Below are 16,775 nucleotides of genomic sequence, written 5' to 3' on the forward strand. Positions count from 1 at the left end.
ACTGGGTTGATAGGCCGGATGTGGAAGCGAGGACTAAAGACTCGTGAAGCTGACCGGTACTAATAGGCCGATAACTTACACCACACACCACCCCCACGGGGGTGGGTATGAAGAACAAGACTGCTTGCGTCCACTATGTGGTTCCCAACCAACAAACCCACCACCGGGTTGTGTTGCACGGAACCAACAATAATTGAATACAACACCACCACCTGCCCCAGGGCAGGAGTTGTAACCACAGACTTCCCACCCCAGGAAAGCAGCCCCACACAGGGCAGGTCACCAGGGGAGCGGGTAACAGGGTTACGGCGGTCATAGCGTGGGGGAAACGCCCGGTCCCATTCCGAACCCGGAAGCTAAGACCCACAGCGCCGATGGTACTGCACCCGGGAGGGTGTGGGAGAGTAGGTCACCGCCGGAACATCATTTAGGTCGAGAGCCTCCAACCACACGGTTGGAGGCTCTCCCACTTTAACCACCACCCCGGCTGCCTAACCTGCCAGCCAGGATCGGACGCCCACTCACCACCGGATCCCCTCTCGGGACTGCCTTCCACACATTCGGGTGCTCCCGGAACTCCCTCCCTCACATCCAGCGGGTATCCGCAGACCAACCACCCAGGCAGCGCACCAGTAGCGCCCTGAGCTGAGGGAGCGTCCGGTGGAAACCAGCAGCAGCTGAGGGACCGTCTGGGAAACCGGGGTCGGTCGGCGGGCCGATGACAGCACTGGTGCGCCCTTCCCGCACGCCGTCCCGCCGGTTCCTCAGTCCTCCAGGGGACCGACTCTTGGTGCGCCGGCTGGGGGTGATGATGCTGATGCGTCCGCTGAGGGCTGAAATGGGCCGTCCAAACCCCTCCGAAGTCGTGATTTTGACCAAAAAAGCGCGAAAACACGCGGAATTTTGTCTCCTCGCGGGCGCCTAGCTGGTAAGTTTTCGAAGAGTGGCTTGCTCGCGCACTGCGGGCAGGCTTCAGAAATTAGATCAGTCCAGGAGGACATACATGGCTAAGAACCGTAGTGAACTTGTTTCAGAGGTAGCTGGCAAGGCCGGCACCAGCCAGGCAGCCGTCAACTCCGTGCTCGATGCACTGTTCGAGGTTTTCGAGACCTCTGTCGCCGCGGGCGAAAAGATCACCATTCCGGGCTGGCTCGCCGTCGAGCGCACCGACCGCGCTGCCCGCACCGGCCGCAACCCGCAGACCGGCGAGACCATTCAGATCGCCGCCGGCCACAGCGTCAAGCTGACCGCAGGCTCCAAGCTGAAGGCCGCCGTCGCCAAGAAGAAGTAGTCTTCTTCCACGCTTGAAGGAGCGGCAACCCTCACGGGTTGCCGCTCCTTTGCGTTTAAGCCGCGCGCCAGCGGCCGCCGGCCCGTGACGCCGGATTCGGCCCGGCGGCGGCAGTAGCGGACAATGGAACTGTGCCTTTTGCTACGAGAACCCAGAGCCCGGCAGCGTCCTCCCGGCAGGGCGGACCGGCTGGCTCCGGCGCCGGCACCCCCGGCATCACGCAGCCGTGGCTATGGACCGGGCTGGCGGTACTCTTCGCCGCCCTGATCACCGGGCTACTGTTCTCGGGCGCGGCGGGTGCCCGCGCGGTCTCCGACCCCGGTGCCCTGGTCCGCTGGGGCCTGCCGGTCACCAAGGCGCTGCACAACATCTCCATCGCCACCGTCATCGGCGGCCTCATCTTCGCCGTTGGCATCCTGCCGTGGAACTCCACCCGCAAGGCCTCCCGGGACAAAAACGCCCCGGAACACCCGGCCTTCACCCGGGCGCTGTCCGTCACGGCGATCGCCGGCGTCGTCTGGACGCTGTCTGCCGTCGCGGTCCTGGTTCTCAGCTACGCCGACATCGCCGGCCAGACCCTCGCTGGCGACCCGCAGTTCACCAAGTCGCTGGTCTACTACATGACGGACATCGACACCGGCCGTGCCTGGCTCGCCGTCGTGATCATCGCCGCCGTCGTGACCACCGCACTCTTCGGCATCCGCTCCCGGGGCGCGCTGGCCATCACGCTGGTGATCGCCGCGGGCGGCCTGATCCCGCAGGCGCTGATCGGCCACTCGGCCAGTTCGAACGACCACGAGGGCGCGATCAACTCCCTGGCCCTGCACCTGGCCGGCGTGTCCGCCTGGGTGGGCGGCATCATCATGCTCGCCCTCCTCTCCCAAATTCTCACCAGCTCTGGCGGCAAGGCCGACATCACCGAGCCCACCCTGCGGCGGTTCTCCGCCCTGGCCGGGTTCGCCTTCGCCCTGGTCTTCGGCTCGGGCATCATCAACGCCAGCATCCGGGTCTCCAGCTGGGCCGACCTCTTCGGCTCCCCTTACGGGCAGCTCATCATGGCCAAGGCCGCGGCCACCCTGGTCCTCGGGGGCGTGGGCTTCATGCACCGGCAGTGGGTGATCCCGCAACTGGGCGCGACGGGCCACGGCAAGACGGCCCGCCGGGTGCTCTGGCAGCTGATCGCCGTCGAACTGTTGATCATGGGCGCCACCTCCGGCCTGGCGGTGGCCCTCGGCCGCTCGGCCCCGCCGCAGCCCACCACGTTCGCCCCCGACGCCTCCCCGGCGTTCATCCTCTCCGGCTACGAGCTGCCGCCCGAGCTGACCCCGCAGCGCTGGCTCACCGAATGGCGCTTCGACTGGCTCTGGGTGGCCGTGGCCGCCGCGGGCCTGGTCTCTTACCTGCTGGGCGTCCGGAAGGTCACCAAGCGGGGAGACTCATGGTCCTGGTTCCGGACGGCGAACTGGATCATCGGCCTGATCGTCCTGACCTACATCACCTCCGGGCCGCCGTCGGTCTACGGCCGCGTGCTGTTCTCCGCGCACATGGTGGACCACATGGCCCTGACCATGGTGGCGCCCATCTTCCTGGTCCTCGGCGCCCCGGTGACCCTCGCGCTGCGCGCCCTCACCCCGCGTCGGGACAGCTCGCGCGGCCCGCGGGAATGGCTGCTGATCTTTGTGCACTCGAAGTTCTCCCAGCTGGTCACGCACCCGCTCTTCGCCGCCGCGAACTTCGCCGGGTCCATCATCCTGTTCTACTTCTCGGATGCGTTCGGCTACGCCATGCGCGACCATGTGGGCCACGAGCTGATGAACCTGCACTTCCTCCTGACCGGCTACATCTTCGTGCTCACCATGATTGGCATTGATCCGCTGCCGCGGCGGGCCGCGTACCCGATGCGCTTGGTGCTGCTGCTGGCCACGATGGGCTTCCACGCCTTCTTCGGCGTCTCCATCATGGGCGGCACCGGGTTGCTGGCCGCGGACTACTTCGGCAACCTCGGCCGGGCCTGGGGACAGTCGGCGCTGCTGGACCAGCAGACCGGCGGTGCCGTGGCCTGGGGCATCGGCGAGGTACCCACCCTGCTGGTGGCGATCGGCGTCGCCGTCCAGTGGTCCCGCTCCGACGCACGCGAGTCCAAACGCACCGACCGCGCGGCGGACAGGAATAACGACGCCGATCTCACCGCTTACAACGATATGTTTGCCAAGCTCGCCGAACGCGACGCGAAGCTGGCCGATCGCAACTCCAAGCTGGAAGGACGCTGATGAGCGAAACAGTACGCACCCACCACCGGGTCCGGGCCTCCGAACTCGTGGGACGCGGCTGGTTGAACACCGGCGGCAAGTCCCTGGACCTTGAATCCCTGCGCGGCAAGATCGTGCTGCTGGATTTCTGGACCTTCTGCTGCATCAACTGCCTGCACGTCCTGGACGAGCTGCGCCCCCTCGAGCAGGAGTACTCGGACGTCCTGGTGACCGTGGGCGTGCACTCGCCCAAGTTCGAGCACGAGGCGGACCCGGTGGCCCTCGCCGCCGCCGTCGAACGCTACGAGATCCGCCACCCGGTCCTGGACGACCCGGAGCTGGAGACCTGGAAGGCGTACACCGCCCGTGCCTGGCCCACCCTGGTGGTGGTCGACCCCGAGGGCTACATCGTGGCGCACCTCTCCGGTGAGGGGCACGCCGACGGCCTGGCCGTGCTGATCCCGGAACTCATCGCCGAACACGAGGCCAAGGGCACCCTGCACCGCGGCGACGGCCCGTACGTGGCGCCGGAACCGACGTCGGGCACCCTCCGCTTCCCCGGCAAGGCCCTCTACCTGCCCGCGGGCCGCGGCTCCGAGGCAGCCGGTGACGCCGGGTCCTGGCTGGTCACCGACACCGGCCACCACCGCCTGGTGGAACTCTCCACCGACTTCGAGACGGTGCTGGGCACGTACGGCTCGGGCGAGAAGGGGTACGCCGACGGCGGCGCCGCCGACGCCCGCTTCAACGAACCCCAGGGCCTGGTGCTGCTGCCCCAGGACGTGGCCGACCAGGCCGGCTACGACGTCGTGATCGCCGACTCGGTCAACCACCGGCTCCGCGGGCTCTCGCTCCGCACCGGTGAGGCCACCACCCTGGCCGGCAACGGCATCCAGCGGCTCCTCGAGACCGGGCCCGCCCGCGTGGACGAGGAGGGTGCCGCCTACGGTGCCGCGCTGGAAGCCGATCCGCTGAAGGTGGCGCTCAGCTCGCCGTGGGATGTCGTCTGGTCCGCGAAGCTCAACGCCGTGGTCGTGGCCATGGCCGGTGTGCACCAGATCTTCGGCTTCGACCCAGTGACCGGGGCCGTCACCATCGTCGCCGGCAATGGCCTCGAAGGGCTCCTTGACGGACCGGCCGCCGAGGCCTGGTTCGCCCAGTCCTCCGGCCTCGCCGAGGACGCCGACGGCAACATCTGGGTGGCCGACTCCGAGACCTCCGCGCTCCGGAAGCTGGTGATCGGCGAGGACCGCAGCGTCACCGTCGAGTCCGCCGTGGGCAAGGGCCTGTTCGACTTCGGTTTCCGGGACGGTCCGGCCGCCGAGGCGCGGCTGCAGCACCCGCTGGGCGTCACCGTGCTGCCCGACGGCTCCGTGGCGATCGCGGACACCTACAACGGCGCGGTCCGCCGCTACGACCCGGCCACCGGTACCGTGTCCACCCTGGCCCGCGGCCTGTCCGAGCCTTCCGACGTGATTGTGGACCACACCCACGTGGCCGGCGAGGAACCGCTGCTGGTGGTGGTCGAGGCCAACAAGCACCAGCTGGTGTACGTGCCGATCCCCAAGGAAGCCCAGCAGGTGGACGAGGGAGCCGCCCAGACGCAGCGGCCCAAGAGCCCGGTGGCGCCCGGACTGCTGTCCCTGACGGTCCGCTTCACCGCCCCGACCGGGCAGAAACTGGACGACCGCTGGGGCGACCCGACGCAGCTGAAGATCTCCTCCACCCCGCCGGAGCTGCTGGTGGCCGGTGGCGGGACCTCCGTGGGACTGCTCCGCACCCTGGAGCTGGCCTCTGACGTCCCCGAGGGCGTCCTGCACATCACGGCCCGCGCGGCCGCCTGTGACGGCCCCGAGGACGCCGACGGCGAGATCCCGGACCACGCGGCCTGCCACCTGTACCAGCAGGACTGGGGCATCCCGGTGACCCTGCAGCCCGACGGTGACACCGAGCTGGTGCTGGATCTGCGCGGAATGGACTAAGGCGATTGGGCCGGTCCGGGTCTGACCCGGACCGGCCCTTTTATGCCTCCGCGCGCTGCCGGGCGGGCTGGCCTATAGGGAACTAACCGGTCAGCTGCGGGGTGAGCTTCACCGAGTCCCCGTCGACGTCCAGGCGGGCCGTGAAGCTGAAGTCGTGGACGGCGTTCAGTTCGGTGACGGCGCCCGTGAACAGGTCTACCTGGCGGGCCTTGATCCGGGCCTTGCCGTCCAGCGGAGCCACCACCCAGCGACCGCCGAAGGGTTCGATGCTGACCACCGGGTAGTCGGTGATGCTCCAGTCGATGGTGCCGTCCACCACCCGGTTGTTGGTGGCGTGGTAGAACGGGCAGTCCGGCTGGAGCTGCTGCTTCTTGTCCGCCTGATCCGCGCAGGTGTCCAGGAATTCCTTGACCTTGGCCGCGACGGCGCTCTTGAGCCCGTCGGTGGCGCGGGTCAGCAGGTTCAGCGGCGCGGCCGGGGCGTCCTTGCCGGTCAGCGTGGTCCGGGACGGGGGCGCCGCGAAGTACTGGCTGTTCAGGGACGCCTCGTACTGGCCGGGGTAGAACACGGCGAAGCTGTTGCGGCCGTTGGGCATGTTGACCGGAACCCCGTTGAGCGCGGCGTGGTTGGAGTTGACCACGGTGACGTCCAGGACCGGAAGCGTGGTGGGTACGAAGGACCAGTCCCGGAAGAACAGCCACTGCGGGTCCGAGCCCTGGAGCAGGAACTCCGTGCGCTGGCGGCTGCCGTCGATGCTGTAATCGATCGGCACCATCACCCGGTTACCGCCCCGGTCCTCCGCACGGCCCACCGAGACGTCGGAGAGGCGCGCCGCGGCCGCCTTCAACCCGGCGCCGTCCAGCATGGCGGCGTTGCTCTTGGGGACGGACGCGTGCAGCAGGCCCAAGGCTTTGGCGCCCTCACCCTGGCGCAACGCGTCCAGATATTCGCGCACCGGCTGCTGCGGGCTGGCCAGGGAATTATTCACGACGTTGATGGCGACGACGGCGCCTGCCACTGCCAGCATCAGGCCCAGCAGCCACAGGGCTGCGGTTTTGACGACGGCCTGACTCATCTGCACGATTCTTACGTTACCTGCCGCCCCGCCAAATCCCGGTGTCACGACGTCCGCGCATGACGGCCGGACGCCCCCAACTAGACCCCAGAGAAGCCGCAGTCAGGCCACGGCTAAGCCACCGCCAGACCCCTTGGGCGTCAGCGGCGCCGGCTCCGGGAGGACGTGCCGAAGACGCCGCGCAGCAGTTCGCGGCCCAGCTGGGTGCCCAGGGACCGGGCCATGCTCTTCAGCCCGCCGCCGAGCGCACCGCCCAGGGCGCCGGCCAGGTCGCCAGCCATGCCGCCGCCCTGCTGCGGGGCGGGCGGGGCCTGCGGGGCGCGGCGGGCTTCGGGGGCGGGGGCCGGGCGGCTGCTCGGGCGGCCGAGGATCTCCTCCTCGATCCGCCGCGCGTCGGCGTCGACGTCGGTGGGCGTGCCGGCCGGGGCAGCCCCGGTCTCCGGCGCCGAGGCGGGTCCGGCGGCCGGACCGGTGGGCGCGGCGGCCTTGCCGGAGAGCTTCTCGTAGGCCGAGACGTTGTCGACGGCGGTACCATACGCGGCCAGCAGCGACGAGGCCGCCACGGTGCTGGCCACCAGGGCGGGCTCGCTGGGACCCATCACGGATTCCGGGGCGCGCAGCCGGGTCAGCGCCACCGGGGTGGGTGCGCCCTTCTCGTTCATGACGGTGATGACGGCCTCGCCGATGCCCGCCGTCGTCAGGGTCTCCTCCAGGTCGTAGTCGCTGACCGGGAAGGTCGAGACGGTGGCCTTGAGGGCCTTCGCGTCCTCCGGGGTGAAGGCCCGCAGGGCGTGCTGGACCCGGTTGGCGAGCTGGCCCAGGACGTCGGCGGGGACATCCTTCGGGGTCTGGGTGACGAAGAAGATGCCGACGCCCTTGGAGCGGATCAGCCGCACGGTGGTGGTGATGGCGTCGAGGAAGGCCTTGGAGGCGCCGTTGAAGAGCAGGTGCGCCTCGTCGAGGAAGAAGACCAGCTTCGGCTTGTCCAGGTCCCCGGCCTCGGGCAGGTCCTCGAACAGGTCCGCCAGCAGCCACATCAGGAAGGTGGAGAACAGCATCGGCTTGGTCTGCAGGGTGGGGAGCTCCAGGCAGGAGACCACGCCGCGGCCGTCGGGGGCGGTGCGGAGCAGTTCGGCAGTGTTGAACTCGGGCTCGCCGAAGAATTTCTCCATGCCCTGGGCCTCGAGGGTGATCAGTTCGCGGAGGATGACGCCGGCCGTGGCCTTGGAGAGCCCGCCGAGGTCCTGGAGGGCTTCCTTGCCCTCGTCAGAGGTGAGGAACTGGATGACCGCGCGGAGGTCCTTGAGGTCGATGAGTTCGAGGTTGTTCTTGTCCGCGAAATGGAACACCAGCTGCAGGCTGGATTCCTGGGTCTCGTTCAAATCCATGATCCGGGAGAGCAGGATCGGGCCGAAGGAGGTGACCGTGGCGCGGACCGGGACGCCGGCGCCGTCGCCGCCGAGGGCGAGAAATTCCACCGGGAAGGTCTTACCGGACCAGGGCTGGCCGATGCTGTCGGTGCGGGCCTTGAGTTTCTCGGAGCCGGCGGCGGCGGTGGCGAGGCCGGAGAGGTCGCCCTTGATGTCCGCGAGGAACACCGGGACCCCGGCTGTGGAGAGCTGTTCGGCCATCATGTGCAACGTCACGGTCTTGCCGGTGCCGGTGGCGCCAGCCACCAGGCCGTGCCGGTTCATCATGGCCAGCGGCAAGCGGACCGGTGCTTCCTTGTGCAGCTCGCCGTCGACGATCGCTGCTCCCAGCTCAATCGTGGGACCCTCCAGGGTGTATCCCTTTTGGAGTGTGGCTACTTTATCTGCGGTGGATTTGATCGCCATGCGGCTAGCTTAGCCGGGTCCGGTTGCCCGGACCCGGCGTCGGCCGGAATTACTTTGCGTCGGTGAGAGCCTTGATGACTTCCTGGGCCACGTCCGCGCTGGACTGCGGGTTCTGGCCGCTGATCAGGTTGCCGTCCCGGATCACGTGGGAGGTCCAGGCTCCGCCGTTGTCCACGACGGCGCCCTTGTTCTTGAGCTCGTCCTCGACGAACCACGGGGTGTTCTCGCCGGTGCCGCCGCCGAGCTCCTCCTCATTGGTGAAGACCGTGACGCGGCGGCCGGCGAAGGCGAAGGTGCCGTCGCCGTCGACCGCGCTGAGCAGGCCGGCGGGGCCGTGGCAGAACGGGGCGATGATCTTGCCGTCGTTGTTGGCCTGGGTCAGGAGCTTGCCGAGGGCGGCGTCCTGGTACAGGTCGGCCATCGGGCCGTGGCCGCCGGGCATGACCACGGCGTCGTAGCCGGAGAGGTCGACGTCGGCGAGCACCAGCGGGGAGGAGAGCTCGCCGTCGATCTGGTCCAGGTAGGAGCGGAAGCCGTCCGCGCGCTCCTGGCCGCCGGCCTGGTCCGCCTGCAGGCTGACCTGGTCCACGGTGGGCTTGGCGCCGCCGGGGGTGGCGATGTGGACGGTGTGGCCGGCCTTGATCAGCTCCTGGTGGGAGACGACGAGCTCCTCGGCCCAGAAACCGGTGGGGTGCTGGCTGCCGTCACGCATGGTGAGGGAATCGGCGGCGGATACGACCATCAGGATGTTGGCCATGGTGTGCTCCTGTTCTGCCGGGCGGACCCGGCGGTGGGGTTATGAGGGGGGAGAGTGGTCTCTAGCGGGCGTCGTTGAGCTCGGCGAAGGTGGCGTCATCGAGGACGACTCCGGCGGCCGCGAGGTTTTCCTCGAGGTGCTTGACGGAACCGGTGCCGGGGATGGGCATCATCACGGGGGAGCGGCGCAGCAGCCAGGCCAGGGCCACCTGCGAGGTGGTGGCGCCGAGGCGCTTGGCGGCCTCGTCCAGCGGTCCGCCCGGTCGGGCGAGTTCGCCGGCGGAGATGGGGGCCCAGGGAATGAAGCCGATGCCCTTCTCCTCGGCGTAGTCGAGGACATCCTCGGAGCTGCGGTCGGTGAGGTTGTAACGGTTCTGCACGGTGGAGACGGTGAAGTGCTTGCCGGCCTGTTCCAGCTCGGCCACGCTGACCTGGGACAGGCCCAGGGCCTTCACCTTGCCCTCGTCCAGCAGCTCGCGGAGCACGCCGAACTGCTCCTCGGCGTCGACCTTGGGGTCGATCCGGTGCAGCTGCAGCAGGTCCAGGGCGTCGACCTTGAGCTTGCGCAGGCTCAGTTCGGTCTGCTGGCGCAGGTACTCCGGACGGCCGACGGGGATCCACTGATCCGGCCCGGTGCGCGTGAAGCCCACTTTCGTGGCGATCTTCAGGCCCGCCGGGTACGGGTGCAGCGCCTCGGCCAGGATTTCCTCGCTGATGTTGGGGCCGTAGGAGTCGGCGGTGTCGATGAAGTCGACGCCGAGCTCGACGGCGCGGCGGACGACGGCGACGGCGGCGGCACGGTCGGCCGGCTCGCCCCACACGCCGTCGCCGACGATCCGCATGGCACCGAAGCCGAGCCGGTGCACGGTTCCGACGCCCGGCAGGTCGATCGTGGCGGATACTTCCTGGTGCTCTGTTGTCTCGTGGCTCATGGCAAGACCAACACAGTAAGGGTGCTGAGTATTCCGCCGGTGTGGCGGCCGCAACGGAGATTGGCAGAAATAAGACGGGCACCGCCGTCGTTGCCACCTGTAGGCGCCGGGCCGCAGGACGGCCCGGCATTCCTCACACTGCACTTCCCACACTTTCCGCTACGAAAGGCCGGCTTTTCCGTGACTGTTCCGCTTTCCATCCTTGACCTGGCAATCATCGGCAAGGGCCAGAGCGCGGCAGAAAGCTTCGCCGGCAGCGTTGCCATGGCGCAGCGGGCCGAGGAGCTGGGCTACCGCCGCATCTGGTACGCCGAGCACCACAACATGTCCACGATCGCCTCCTCCGCGACCAGCGTCCTGATCGCCCATGTCGCGTCGCAGACCAAGAGCATCCGGCTTGGCGCGGGCGGCGTCATGCTGCCGAACCACTCCCCGCTGACCATCGCCGAGCAGTTCGGCACCCTGGAGACGCTGCACCCGGGCCGGATCGACCTGGGCCTGGGCCGTGCCCCCGGCAGCGACCAGAACACCATGCGGGCGCTGCGCCGCGACCCGATGAGCGCCGACAGCTTCCCGCAGGACGTGCTGGAGCTGCAGGGCTACCTCACCGGCAACAGCCGGATCCAGGGCGTGGAGGCCATCCCGGGCAAGGGCACCAACGTGCCGCTGTACATCCTGGGCTCGTCCCTCTTCGGCGCCCGCCTGGCCGCGCAGCTGGGCCTGCCCTACGCGTTCGCTTCGCACTTCGCGCCGAACGCGCTGCAGGACGCCGTCGCGATCTACCGCCGCGAGTTCCGGCCCTCCGAGCAGCTCGACGCACCGCACGTGATCGCCGCCGTGAACGTGATTGCCGCGGACTCCGCCTCCGACGCGCAGGAGATGTTCCAGGCCACCAAGCGCGCCCGGGTGTCCCTGTTCTTCGGCAACGGCCGGGTCTTCAGCGACGATGAGGCGGACATGATCCTGGACTCCCCGCAGGGCCAGCACATGGCGCAGATGATGAAGTACTCCGCCGTCGGTACCTCCGACGCCGTCATGGAGTACCTGGACGGCTTCACGAAGCACGCCGACGCCGACGAGCTGATCGTGGCGCACCAGAGCCCCCGGGTCGAGGACCGGCTGCGGTCCGTGGAACTGCTCGCCGAGGTCGCCGGGCTGGCCCGGGTCTAGCCCTAGGCCTCCTCGAACGCCGGCTCGCGCCGGGCGCCCTCGGCCGCGGTGACCGGGAAGATGTGCGGGGCGGTGAAGCCCGCCTTGTCGAAGGCCTCGAGCACGCCGCGGGCGACGGTCTCGGCGTCGGCATCCCGGACCAGGGCGATGGCCGCCCCGCCGAACCCGCCGCCGGTCATCCGCGCGCCGATCGCACCGAGGGACTGGGCGGTGGAGACCGCGAGGTCCAGTTCCGGGGTGGAGATCTCGAAGTCGTCCCGCATGGAGACGTGCGAGGCGTTCAGGAACGGGCCGATGGCGGCGGCGCCGAGGCTGCGCAGGGTGGCCACCGTGTCCAGGACCCGCTGGTTCTCGGTGATGATGTGCCGGACCCGGCGGAACGTCACCGGCTCCAGGGTGGCCTCGGCGCGGGGCAGGTCTTCCGGACCCAGGCCGCGCAGGCTGCGTACGCCCATCGCCTCCGCGCCCTCCTCGCAGGAGCGGCGGCGGCTGGCGTAGCCGCCGTCGGAGTGTGAGTGGCTGGTGCGGGTGTCGATGACTAGCAGGCCCACGCCGGCGGACTCGAACCCGAGCGGGACGATCTCGGTCACCAGGCTCTGGCAGTCCAGCAGGATGCCGTGGTCCGGCTCGCCCAGCAGCGAGGCGGACTGGTCCATGATGCCGGTGGGTGCCCCGACCACGCGGTTCTCCGCGAGCTGGCCGATCCGGGCGAGCTCCTGCCGGTCCAGGCCCGCGTCCCAGAGCTCGTTCAGGGCCAGTGCCACGGAACATTCGACCGCGGCGGAGGAGGAGAGGCCGGCGCCGGCGGGAACGTCCGAGGTCAGCGCAAGGTCCACCCCGGGCAGCTGCGAAACGTCGCGGCCGGCGCTCCGCAGCGCCTCCGCCATGGCCCAGGCGACGCCAAGGGGGTAGCCGGACCAGCCCTGCAGCGCGTCCGGGTCCAGGCCGTCGAGTCCGACGTCGACGACGCCGGGGAAGGAGTCGCTGGCCACCCGCAGCCGCCGGTCCTCACGGCGGGACGCGGCGACGGCCGCGCGCTTCTCGATCGCGATGGGGAAGGCGAAGCCGTCGTTGTAGTCGGTGTGCTCGCCGATGAGGTTCACGCGGCCCGGGGCGGACCAGACCCCCTCGGGTTGGTGGCCGAACTGGCCGGCGAAGTAGTCGCGTCCCTGCTGGGAGAGTTCAGTCATGGCGGGTGGTTCTTCCTGCTACGTGGTGGGGATGCCGGTGGCGGCGTCGGCGGTGGCGATGGCCTCGCGCAGCCGGGCCGCGGCGGTTTCCGGGGGGATGTCGGCGATGAACGCGCCCATGGCGGCCTCCGACCCGGCCAGGTACTTCAGCTTGTTCTTCTCCCGCCGGGGCGAGGTCAGCTGCAGCATCAGCCGGATGTCGTCCCGGTGGGCGTTGACCGGGGCCTGGTGCCACGCCGAAATGTACGGGGTTGGCGTGTCGTACAGGGCGTCGACGCCGCGCAGCAGCCGCCCGTAGAGGCCGGCGAATTCGTCGCGTTCGGCATCGGTGGTGGCGGCGAGGTCCGGGACGTGCCGGTGCGGGAGGATGTGGACCTCCAAGGGCCAGCGCGCCGCGAACGGCACGAACGCCGTCCAGTGCTCACCCTGCAGCACCACCCGCTCGGAGTTCCGTTCGAAGGCGAGGATGTCCTCGAAGAGGGAGCCCTCGTAGTCCGCCAGGGTGCGGATCAGCTGGGAGGTGCGGGGGGTGATGTACGGGTAGGCGTAGATCTGGCCGTGCGGGTGGTGCAGGGTCACGCCGATCGCCTCGCCGCGGTTTTCGAACGGGAAGACCTGTTCGACGCCGGGGAGCGCGGAGAGCGCGGCGGTGCGGTCCGCCCAAGCCTCCACCACGGTCCGCATCCGGGACCGGGACAGGCCGGCGAGGGACCCGGTGTGCTCGGGGGAGAAGCAGACCACCTCGCAGCGGCCCACCGCCTGCCGGCTGCGGCCCAGGCCGATCCGGGCCAGGTCCTCCAGCCCTTCGGGGGCGTCCGGACCGGTGAGGGCCGGGCCGAAGGAGGGGGACTTGTTCTCGAAGACGGCGACATCGTAGCGGCTGGGGATCTCGGAGGGGTTGTCCCGCGACGCCGGGGCCAGCGGGTCCCGGTGGGTGGGCGGCAGGACCACTCGGTTCTGCCGGGCCGCCGCGATGGAGATCCACTCGCCGGTCAGCACGTCCTGGCGCATGGTGGCGGTTTCCGGCCTATCCATGGGCTCGCGCAGGTCCGGGCCGCGGTCCGGTGGCAGCGTGGTGTCCGCGTCGTCGAAGTAGATCAGGTCCCGCCCGTCGGAGAGCTTGTAGGCGCGTTTGGTGATCTGTTCCATGCTAGGAGTTCCTTACCGGGGTGCCGCTGTGGGGTGCGCCGCCGCCGGCCCGGCGGACGGACAGGAGCACGCCGTGCTCCGGGTTCAGGACCGGCATCGGCAGGCCCGATCCGGCCAGGAAACGTCCGGTGGCCTCCACGCCGCCGGCCAGCCAGCCCGGCGGTGCGGTCTGGAGGTAGGCGCCGCGGTCAGTCGCGGCGGGGTAGACCGCCTCGACCCGGTACCGGGTGTCCGGGTCCAGGCCCGGCAGGCACACCCGGCCGGGGGTCTCGGCGAACGAGGTGGCCACGGACACCAAGGCGAACAGGGCCTCCCCGCCGTCGTGCGCCACCACCCCGTGCAGCCGCAGCGCCGGGTCCGGTTCGTCCGCCCGGACCATCCGGCCGCTGTGCAGCAGCCCCCGGTACTCCTTGAACAGGGCGATCGCCCCGGCCAGTTCGTCCCGCTCGGCGGGTTCGAGGTGCCGGATGTCCCATTCCAGGCCGAAGTGGCCGAACAGGGCGGTGACCGCCCGGAAGGACAGGTCGTGGGTGCGGGCCGTGGTGTGGCTGCGGGTGGGGCCGATGTGGGAGCCCACCAGCTCGGGCGGGACCACCATCCCGGTCCAGCGCTGGATGGTCTGGCGTTCCAGGGCGTCGTTGCAGTCCGAGCCCCAGACCCGGTCGGTGCGTTCCAGGATGCCCAGGTCCACGCGGGCTCCGCCGGAGGAGCAGCTTTCGATCTCCACGTCCGGGTGGGCCTCGCGCAGGGCGTCCAGGAGCCGGTAGACCGCGCGGGTCTGGGCGTGGACGGAGGGCCGGCCGTCGTGGCCCATCTCGGTCAGGTCCCGGTTCTGGTCCCACTTGAGGTAACTGATCCGGTTCCCGCTCAGCAGGGCGTCGAGCCGGTCGTAGATGTACTGCCAGGCCTCGGGGTTCACCAGGTCCAGGACCTGCTGGTGCCGCCAGCGCTCGGGCAGCCGGCCGGCCGGACCGTTTCCGGAACCGCCGGTGGCGGGTCCGGCGATCCAGTCCGGGTGCGCGCGGGCCAGGTCAGAGTCCTCGTTGACCATTTCCGGTTCCACCCAGAGACCAAATTCCATGCCGTGGCCGGTGACGGCGTCGATCAGCGGGGTCAGCCCGTCCGGCCAGAGGTCCTCGTCCACGTACCAGTCGCCCAGGCCCGCGGTGTCGTTCCGGCGGCCGCGGAACCAGCCGTCGTCGAGGACGTAGCGTTCCACGCCGAGCGCGGCGGCGGAGGCGGCGAGGTCCAGCAGGGCCGGCAGCCGGTGGTCGAAGTAGACGGCCTCCCAGACGTTGAGCACCACGGGCCGGGGCTTGCCGGCGGTGGGGTGGTGCGGGCGGGCGCGGAACCAGGCGTAGAACGCGGCGGTGATGCCGTCCAGGCCTTCGTCCGAGTAGGCGGCGAACAGCCACGGGGTCTCGTAGCTTTCGCCGGGGGCGAGGGTGACCTCGGAGGATCCGAGGAGCTCGGAGGCGCCGATCACGGTGCGGCCGTCGCCGGTGGTGTCCACGAAGCTCTCGTGGTTGCCGCTCCAGCCCAGGTGCACGGCCCAGACCTGCCCGTGCCGGTAGCCGAAGCCGGGGGTGCCGGCGGCCAGGAGCAGCGAGGCGTCGTGGCCGGTGCGGCCGTGCCGGCCGGAGCGGACCCAGGTGCCCTGGTGCAGGGGGAGCCGCTGCGGGTGGGATTCCCGGCACCAGCGGCCGGTGAGGTCCAGGACCTCCGCGGCCGCGCGGCCCATGGGCAGCACCGCGGCAAGTTCCTCCACGGTGTAGGGGGAGCCGCCGTCGTTGACCAGGGTGTGGCGCAGCTGCAGCAGCCCGCCGTCGTTGAGCCGGAGTTCGGTGCGCACGGTGATTCCTGCGTCCGGGTCGGCCTGGGTGAGGACCGCCGAGGCGTCGTCGCCGGGGCCGGCGTCCACGGAGACCAGCCGCAGCCGGGGCGAGAACGCGGTGCCCCCGCGGTGGCCGCGCAGGCCGGGCCGGCCGCGCCAGCCGGAGGAGGCCTGCGGGACCAGGCCCAGGGTCACCGGGACGTCCAGGGCCGAGTGCGGCACCGGGTCCGTCAGGAGCGTCAGGTCAGGCAGCTCAGGGCCGAGGTCCGCGCCGAAGTGCAGCAGGGCAGGCTCGCCGGTGCGGAAGTCCAGCAGCAGGGCGGTGCCGGAGCGGCGCAGGTACAGCGGCGCGGGCGCCGCCGGAGTGGCCGGGGTCCGGCTCTCCGGGGCAAGGTTCAGGTCCGGGTTGTTCACTGCAGCTCCAGGCGTCGTCAGGTTCGGGGATTTAGGGGGAGTGCGTCGGGTAGGGGATGGGGGGAGCGGCTCAGCCGGTGGCCGCGCCGGCGGTGTGCGTGGGGGCCAGCCGCAACCGGCCCACGCGCTCGCCGAGGATGCGCCGGGCCTCGATGCCCAGGAGGTCGTCGCTGATCAATTCGTCGGCGTCCTCAAGGGCGGCGATGGTGCTGATGCCCAGGGTGCCCCACTTGGTGTGGTCGGCCAGGACCACCACCCGCCGGGCCGCGGCCACGAAGGCCCGGTCCGTCTCGGCTTCCAGCACATTCGGCGTGGTGAACCCGGCATCCGGGTCCACCCCGTGGACGCCCAGGAAGAGCACGTCCAGGTGCAGCTGCCGGAGCGAGGAAGTGGCCAGCGGCCCCACCAGGGCGTCCGAGGGGGTGCGCTGGCCGCCGGTAAGGATCACCGTGGACGGGGAGGAACTCTGGTGGAACGTGTCCGCGATCCGCACCGAATTGGTCACCAGGGTGATCTGCGGCCCGGCCGTGAGCAGCTGCGCCAGCGCCCAGGTGGTGGTGCCGGCGCTGAGGCCCACCGCCATCCCCTCCCGGACCTGGGCCGCCGCCTCCTGGGCGATGGCCATCTTTTCGTCCTTGAGCTGGGTCATTTTCAGCTCGAAGCCCGGCTCGTGGGTGCTGGCCCCGCCGGGGAGCTTCGCGCCGCCGTGGATCTTCTCCACCGCGCCGGCCGCGTCGAGGGCCTCGATGTCCCGCCGCACCGTCATCAGCGAGACGCCCAGCATCTTGGCGAGGTCCGCGACGCGGACGATCCGCTCGCGCTGAACCTCGGCGAGGATGGCTGAGTGACGGGCTGCGGCGAGCATCGGGAGTCCTTCTATGCGTTGTCGGGTGAAGTG

Annotated in this window: 12 protein-coding genes and 1 rRNA gene; 5 read left to right on the top strand and 8 right to left on the bottom strand. The window is 70.1% G+C overall.

Going from position 1 to position 16,775, the window contains the following annotated elements; all coding sequences use genetic code 11:
• Positions 1-304 precede the first annotated feature (304 nt).
• From rrf to ACFUCU_RS05905, 4 genes are all read left to right on the top strand, one after another.
• Positions 305-421 (top strand): 5S ribosomal RNA (gene rrf, locus ACFUCU_RS05890).
• A 582-nt stretch (positions 422-1,003) separates the two neighbouring features.
• Entirely contained in the window at positions 1,004-1,291 is a 288-nt protein-coding gene (locus ACFUCU_RS05895) for an HU family DNA-binding protein (protein WP_056341443.1), read from the top strand.
• Between the two features lie 131 nt (positions 1,292-1,422).
• A complete protein-coding gene (locus ACFUCU_RS05900; protein WP_377971355.1) occupies positions 1,423-3,561 on the top strand; it encodes a cytochrome c oxidase assembly protein in 2,139 nt (712 codons plus the stop codon).
• Positions 3,561-5,522: an NHL domain-containing thioredoxin family protein gene (locus ACFUCU_RS05905; RefSeq protein WP_377971356.1), complete on the top strand. Its 1,962-nt coding sequence runs from the start codon at positions 3,561-3,563 to the stop codon at positions 5,520-5,522. The genes ACFUCU_RS05900 and ACFUCU_RS05905 overlap by 1 nt, the downstream gene beginning before the upstream one ends.
• Positions 5,523-5,604: 82 nt before the next feature.
• Here ACFUCU_RS05905 and ACFUCU_RS05910 read toward each other — a convergent pair whose 3' ends face one another.
• The 4 genes from ACFUCU_RS05910 to ACFUCU_RS05925 all read right to left on the bottom strand — a co-directional run bounded on the left by ACFUCU_RS05910 (position 5,605) and on the right by ACFUCU_RS05925 (position 10,120).
• Positions 5,605-6,597 (bottom strand): hypothetical protein, encoded by a 993-nt coding sequence (locus ACFUCU_RS05910; protein ID WP_290256495.1) that lies wholly within the window; start codon positions 6,595-6,597, stop codon positions 5,605-5,607.
• A 140-nt stretch (positions 6,598-6,737) separates the two neighbouring features.
• Positions 6,738-8,432 (bottom strand): helicase HerA-like domain-containing protein, encoded by a 1,695-nt coding sequence (locus ACFUCU_RS05915; RefSeq protein WP_377971358.1) that lies wholly within the window; start codon positions 8,430-8,432, stop codon positions 6,738-6,740.
• Positions 8,433-8,481: 49 nt separating this feature from the next.
• Entirely contained in the window at positions 8,482-9,189 is a 708-nt protein-coding gene (locus ACFUCU_RS05920) for a type 1 glutamine amidotransferase domain-containing protein (RefSeq protein ID WP_377971360.1), read from the bottom strand.
• Positions 9,190-9,250: 61 nt separating this feature from the next.
• Positions 9,251-10,120, bottom strand: coding sequence for an aldo/keto reductase (locus ACFUCU_RS05925; RefSeq protein ID WP_377971362.1), 870 nt, complete (start codon positions 10,118-10,120; stop codon positions 9,251-9,253).
• Positions 10,121-10,300: 180 nt separating this feature from the next.
• Here ACFUCU_RS05925 and ACFUCU_RS05930 point away from each other — a divergent pair, with 180 nt between their 5' ends.
• Positions 10,301-11,290: an LLM class flavin-dependent oxidoreductase gene (locus tag ACFUCU_RS05930; protein ID WP_377971364.1), complete on the top strand. Its 990-nt coding sequence runs from the start codon at positions 10,301-10,303 to the stop codon at positions 11,288-11,290.
• Positions 11,291-11,292: 2 nt separating this feature from the next.
• Here ACFUCU_RS05930 and galK read toward each other — a convergent pair whose 3' ends face one another.
• The 4 genes from galK to ACFUCU_RS05950 all read right to left on the bottom strand — a co-directional run bounded on the left by galK (position 11,293) and on the right by ACFUCU_RS05950 (position 16,742).
• A complete protein-coding gene (gene galK, locus ACFUCU_RS05935) occupies positions 11,293-12,480 on the bottom strand; it encodes a galactokinase (protein ID WP_377971366.1) in 1,188 nt (395 codons plus the stop codon).
• 18 nt (positions 12,481-12,498) lie between these two features.
• Positions 12,499-13,629 carry a galactose-1-phosphate uridylyltransferase gene (gene galT / locus ACFUCU_RS05940; RefSeq protein ID WP_377971368.1) on the bottom strand — a complete coding sequence of 377 codons (1,131 nt, stop codon included), beginning with the start codon at positions 13,627-13,629 and terminating at the stop codon, positions 12,499-12,501.
• A 1-nt stretch (position 13,630) separates the two neighbouring features.
• Positions 13,631-15,877 (bottom strand): alpha-galactosidase, encoded by a 2,247-nt coding sequence (locus ACFUCU_RS05945; RefSeq protein WP_377971369.1) that lies wholly within the window; start codon positions 15,875-15,877, stop codon positions 13,631-13,633.
• A gap of 70 nt (positions 15,878-15,947) precedes the next feature.
• On the bottom strand, positions 15,948-16,742 hold the full coding sequence (locus ACFUCU_RS05950; protein ID WP_290256447.1) for a DeoR/GlpR family DNA-binding transcription regulator: 795 nt from the start codon (positions 16,740-16,742) through the stop codon (positions 15,948-15,950).
• Between the last annotated feature and the right edge of the window lie 33 nt (positions 16,743-16,775).

The sequence above is a fragment of the Arthrobacter sp. NPDC057259 genome (genome assembly GCF_042668995.1).
Lineage (GTDB): Bacteria > Actinomycetota > Actinomycetes > Actinomycetales > Micrococcaceae > Arthrobacter.

Excerpts from the sequence above, each read along its gene's own strand:
- ACFUCU_RS05895 (WP_056341443.1), top strand. The coding sequence starts at position 1,004 with ATGGCTAAGAACCGTAGTGAACTTGTTTCAGAGGTAGCTGGCAAGGCC.
- ACFUCU_RS05905 (WP_377971356.1), top strand. The coding sequence starts at position 3,561 with ATGAGCGAAACAGTACGCACCCACCACCGGGTCCGGGCCTCCGAACTC.
- ACFUCU_RS05910 (WP_290256495.1), bottom strand. The coding sequence starts at position 6,597 with ATGAGTCAGGCCGTCGTCAAAACCGCAGCCCTGTGGCTGCTGGGCCTG.
- ACFUCU_RS05915 (WP_377971358.1), bottom strand. The coding sequence starts at position 8,432 with ATGGCGATCAAATCCACCGCAGATAAAGTAGCCACACTCCAAAAGGGA.
- ACFUCU_RS05920 (WP_377971360.1), bottom strand. The coding sequence starts at position 9,189 with ATGGCCAACATCCTGATGGTCGTATCCGCCGCCGATTCCCTCACCATG.
- ACFUCU_RS05925 (WP_377971362.1), bottom strand. The coding sequence starts at position 10,120 with ATGAGCCACGAGACAACAGAGCACCAGGAAGTATCCGCCACGATCGAC.
- galK (WP_377971366.1), bottom strand. The coding sequence starts at position 12,480 with ATGACTGAACTCTCCCAGCAGGGACGCGACTACTTCGCCGGCCAGTTC.
- galT (WP_377971368.1), bottom strand. The coding sequence starts at position 13,629 with ATGGAACAGATCACCAAACGCGCCTACAAGCTCTCCGACGGGCGGGAC.
- ACFUCU_RS05950 (WP_290256447.1), bottom strand. The coding sequence starts at position 16,742 with ATGCTCGCCGCAGCCCGTCACTCAGCCATCCTCGCCGAGGTTCAGCGC.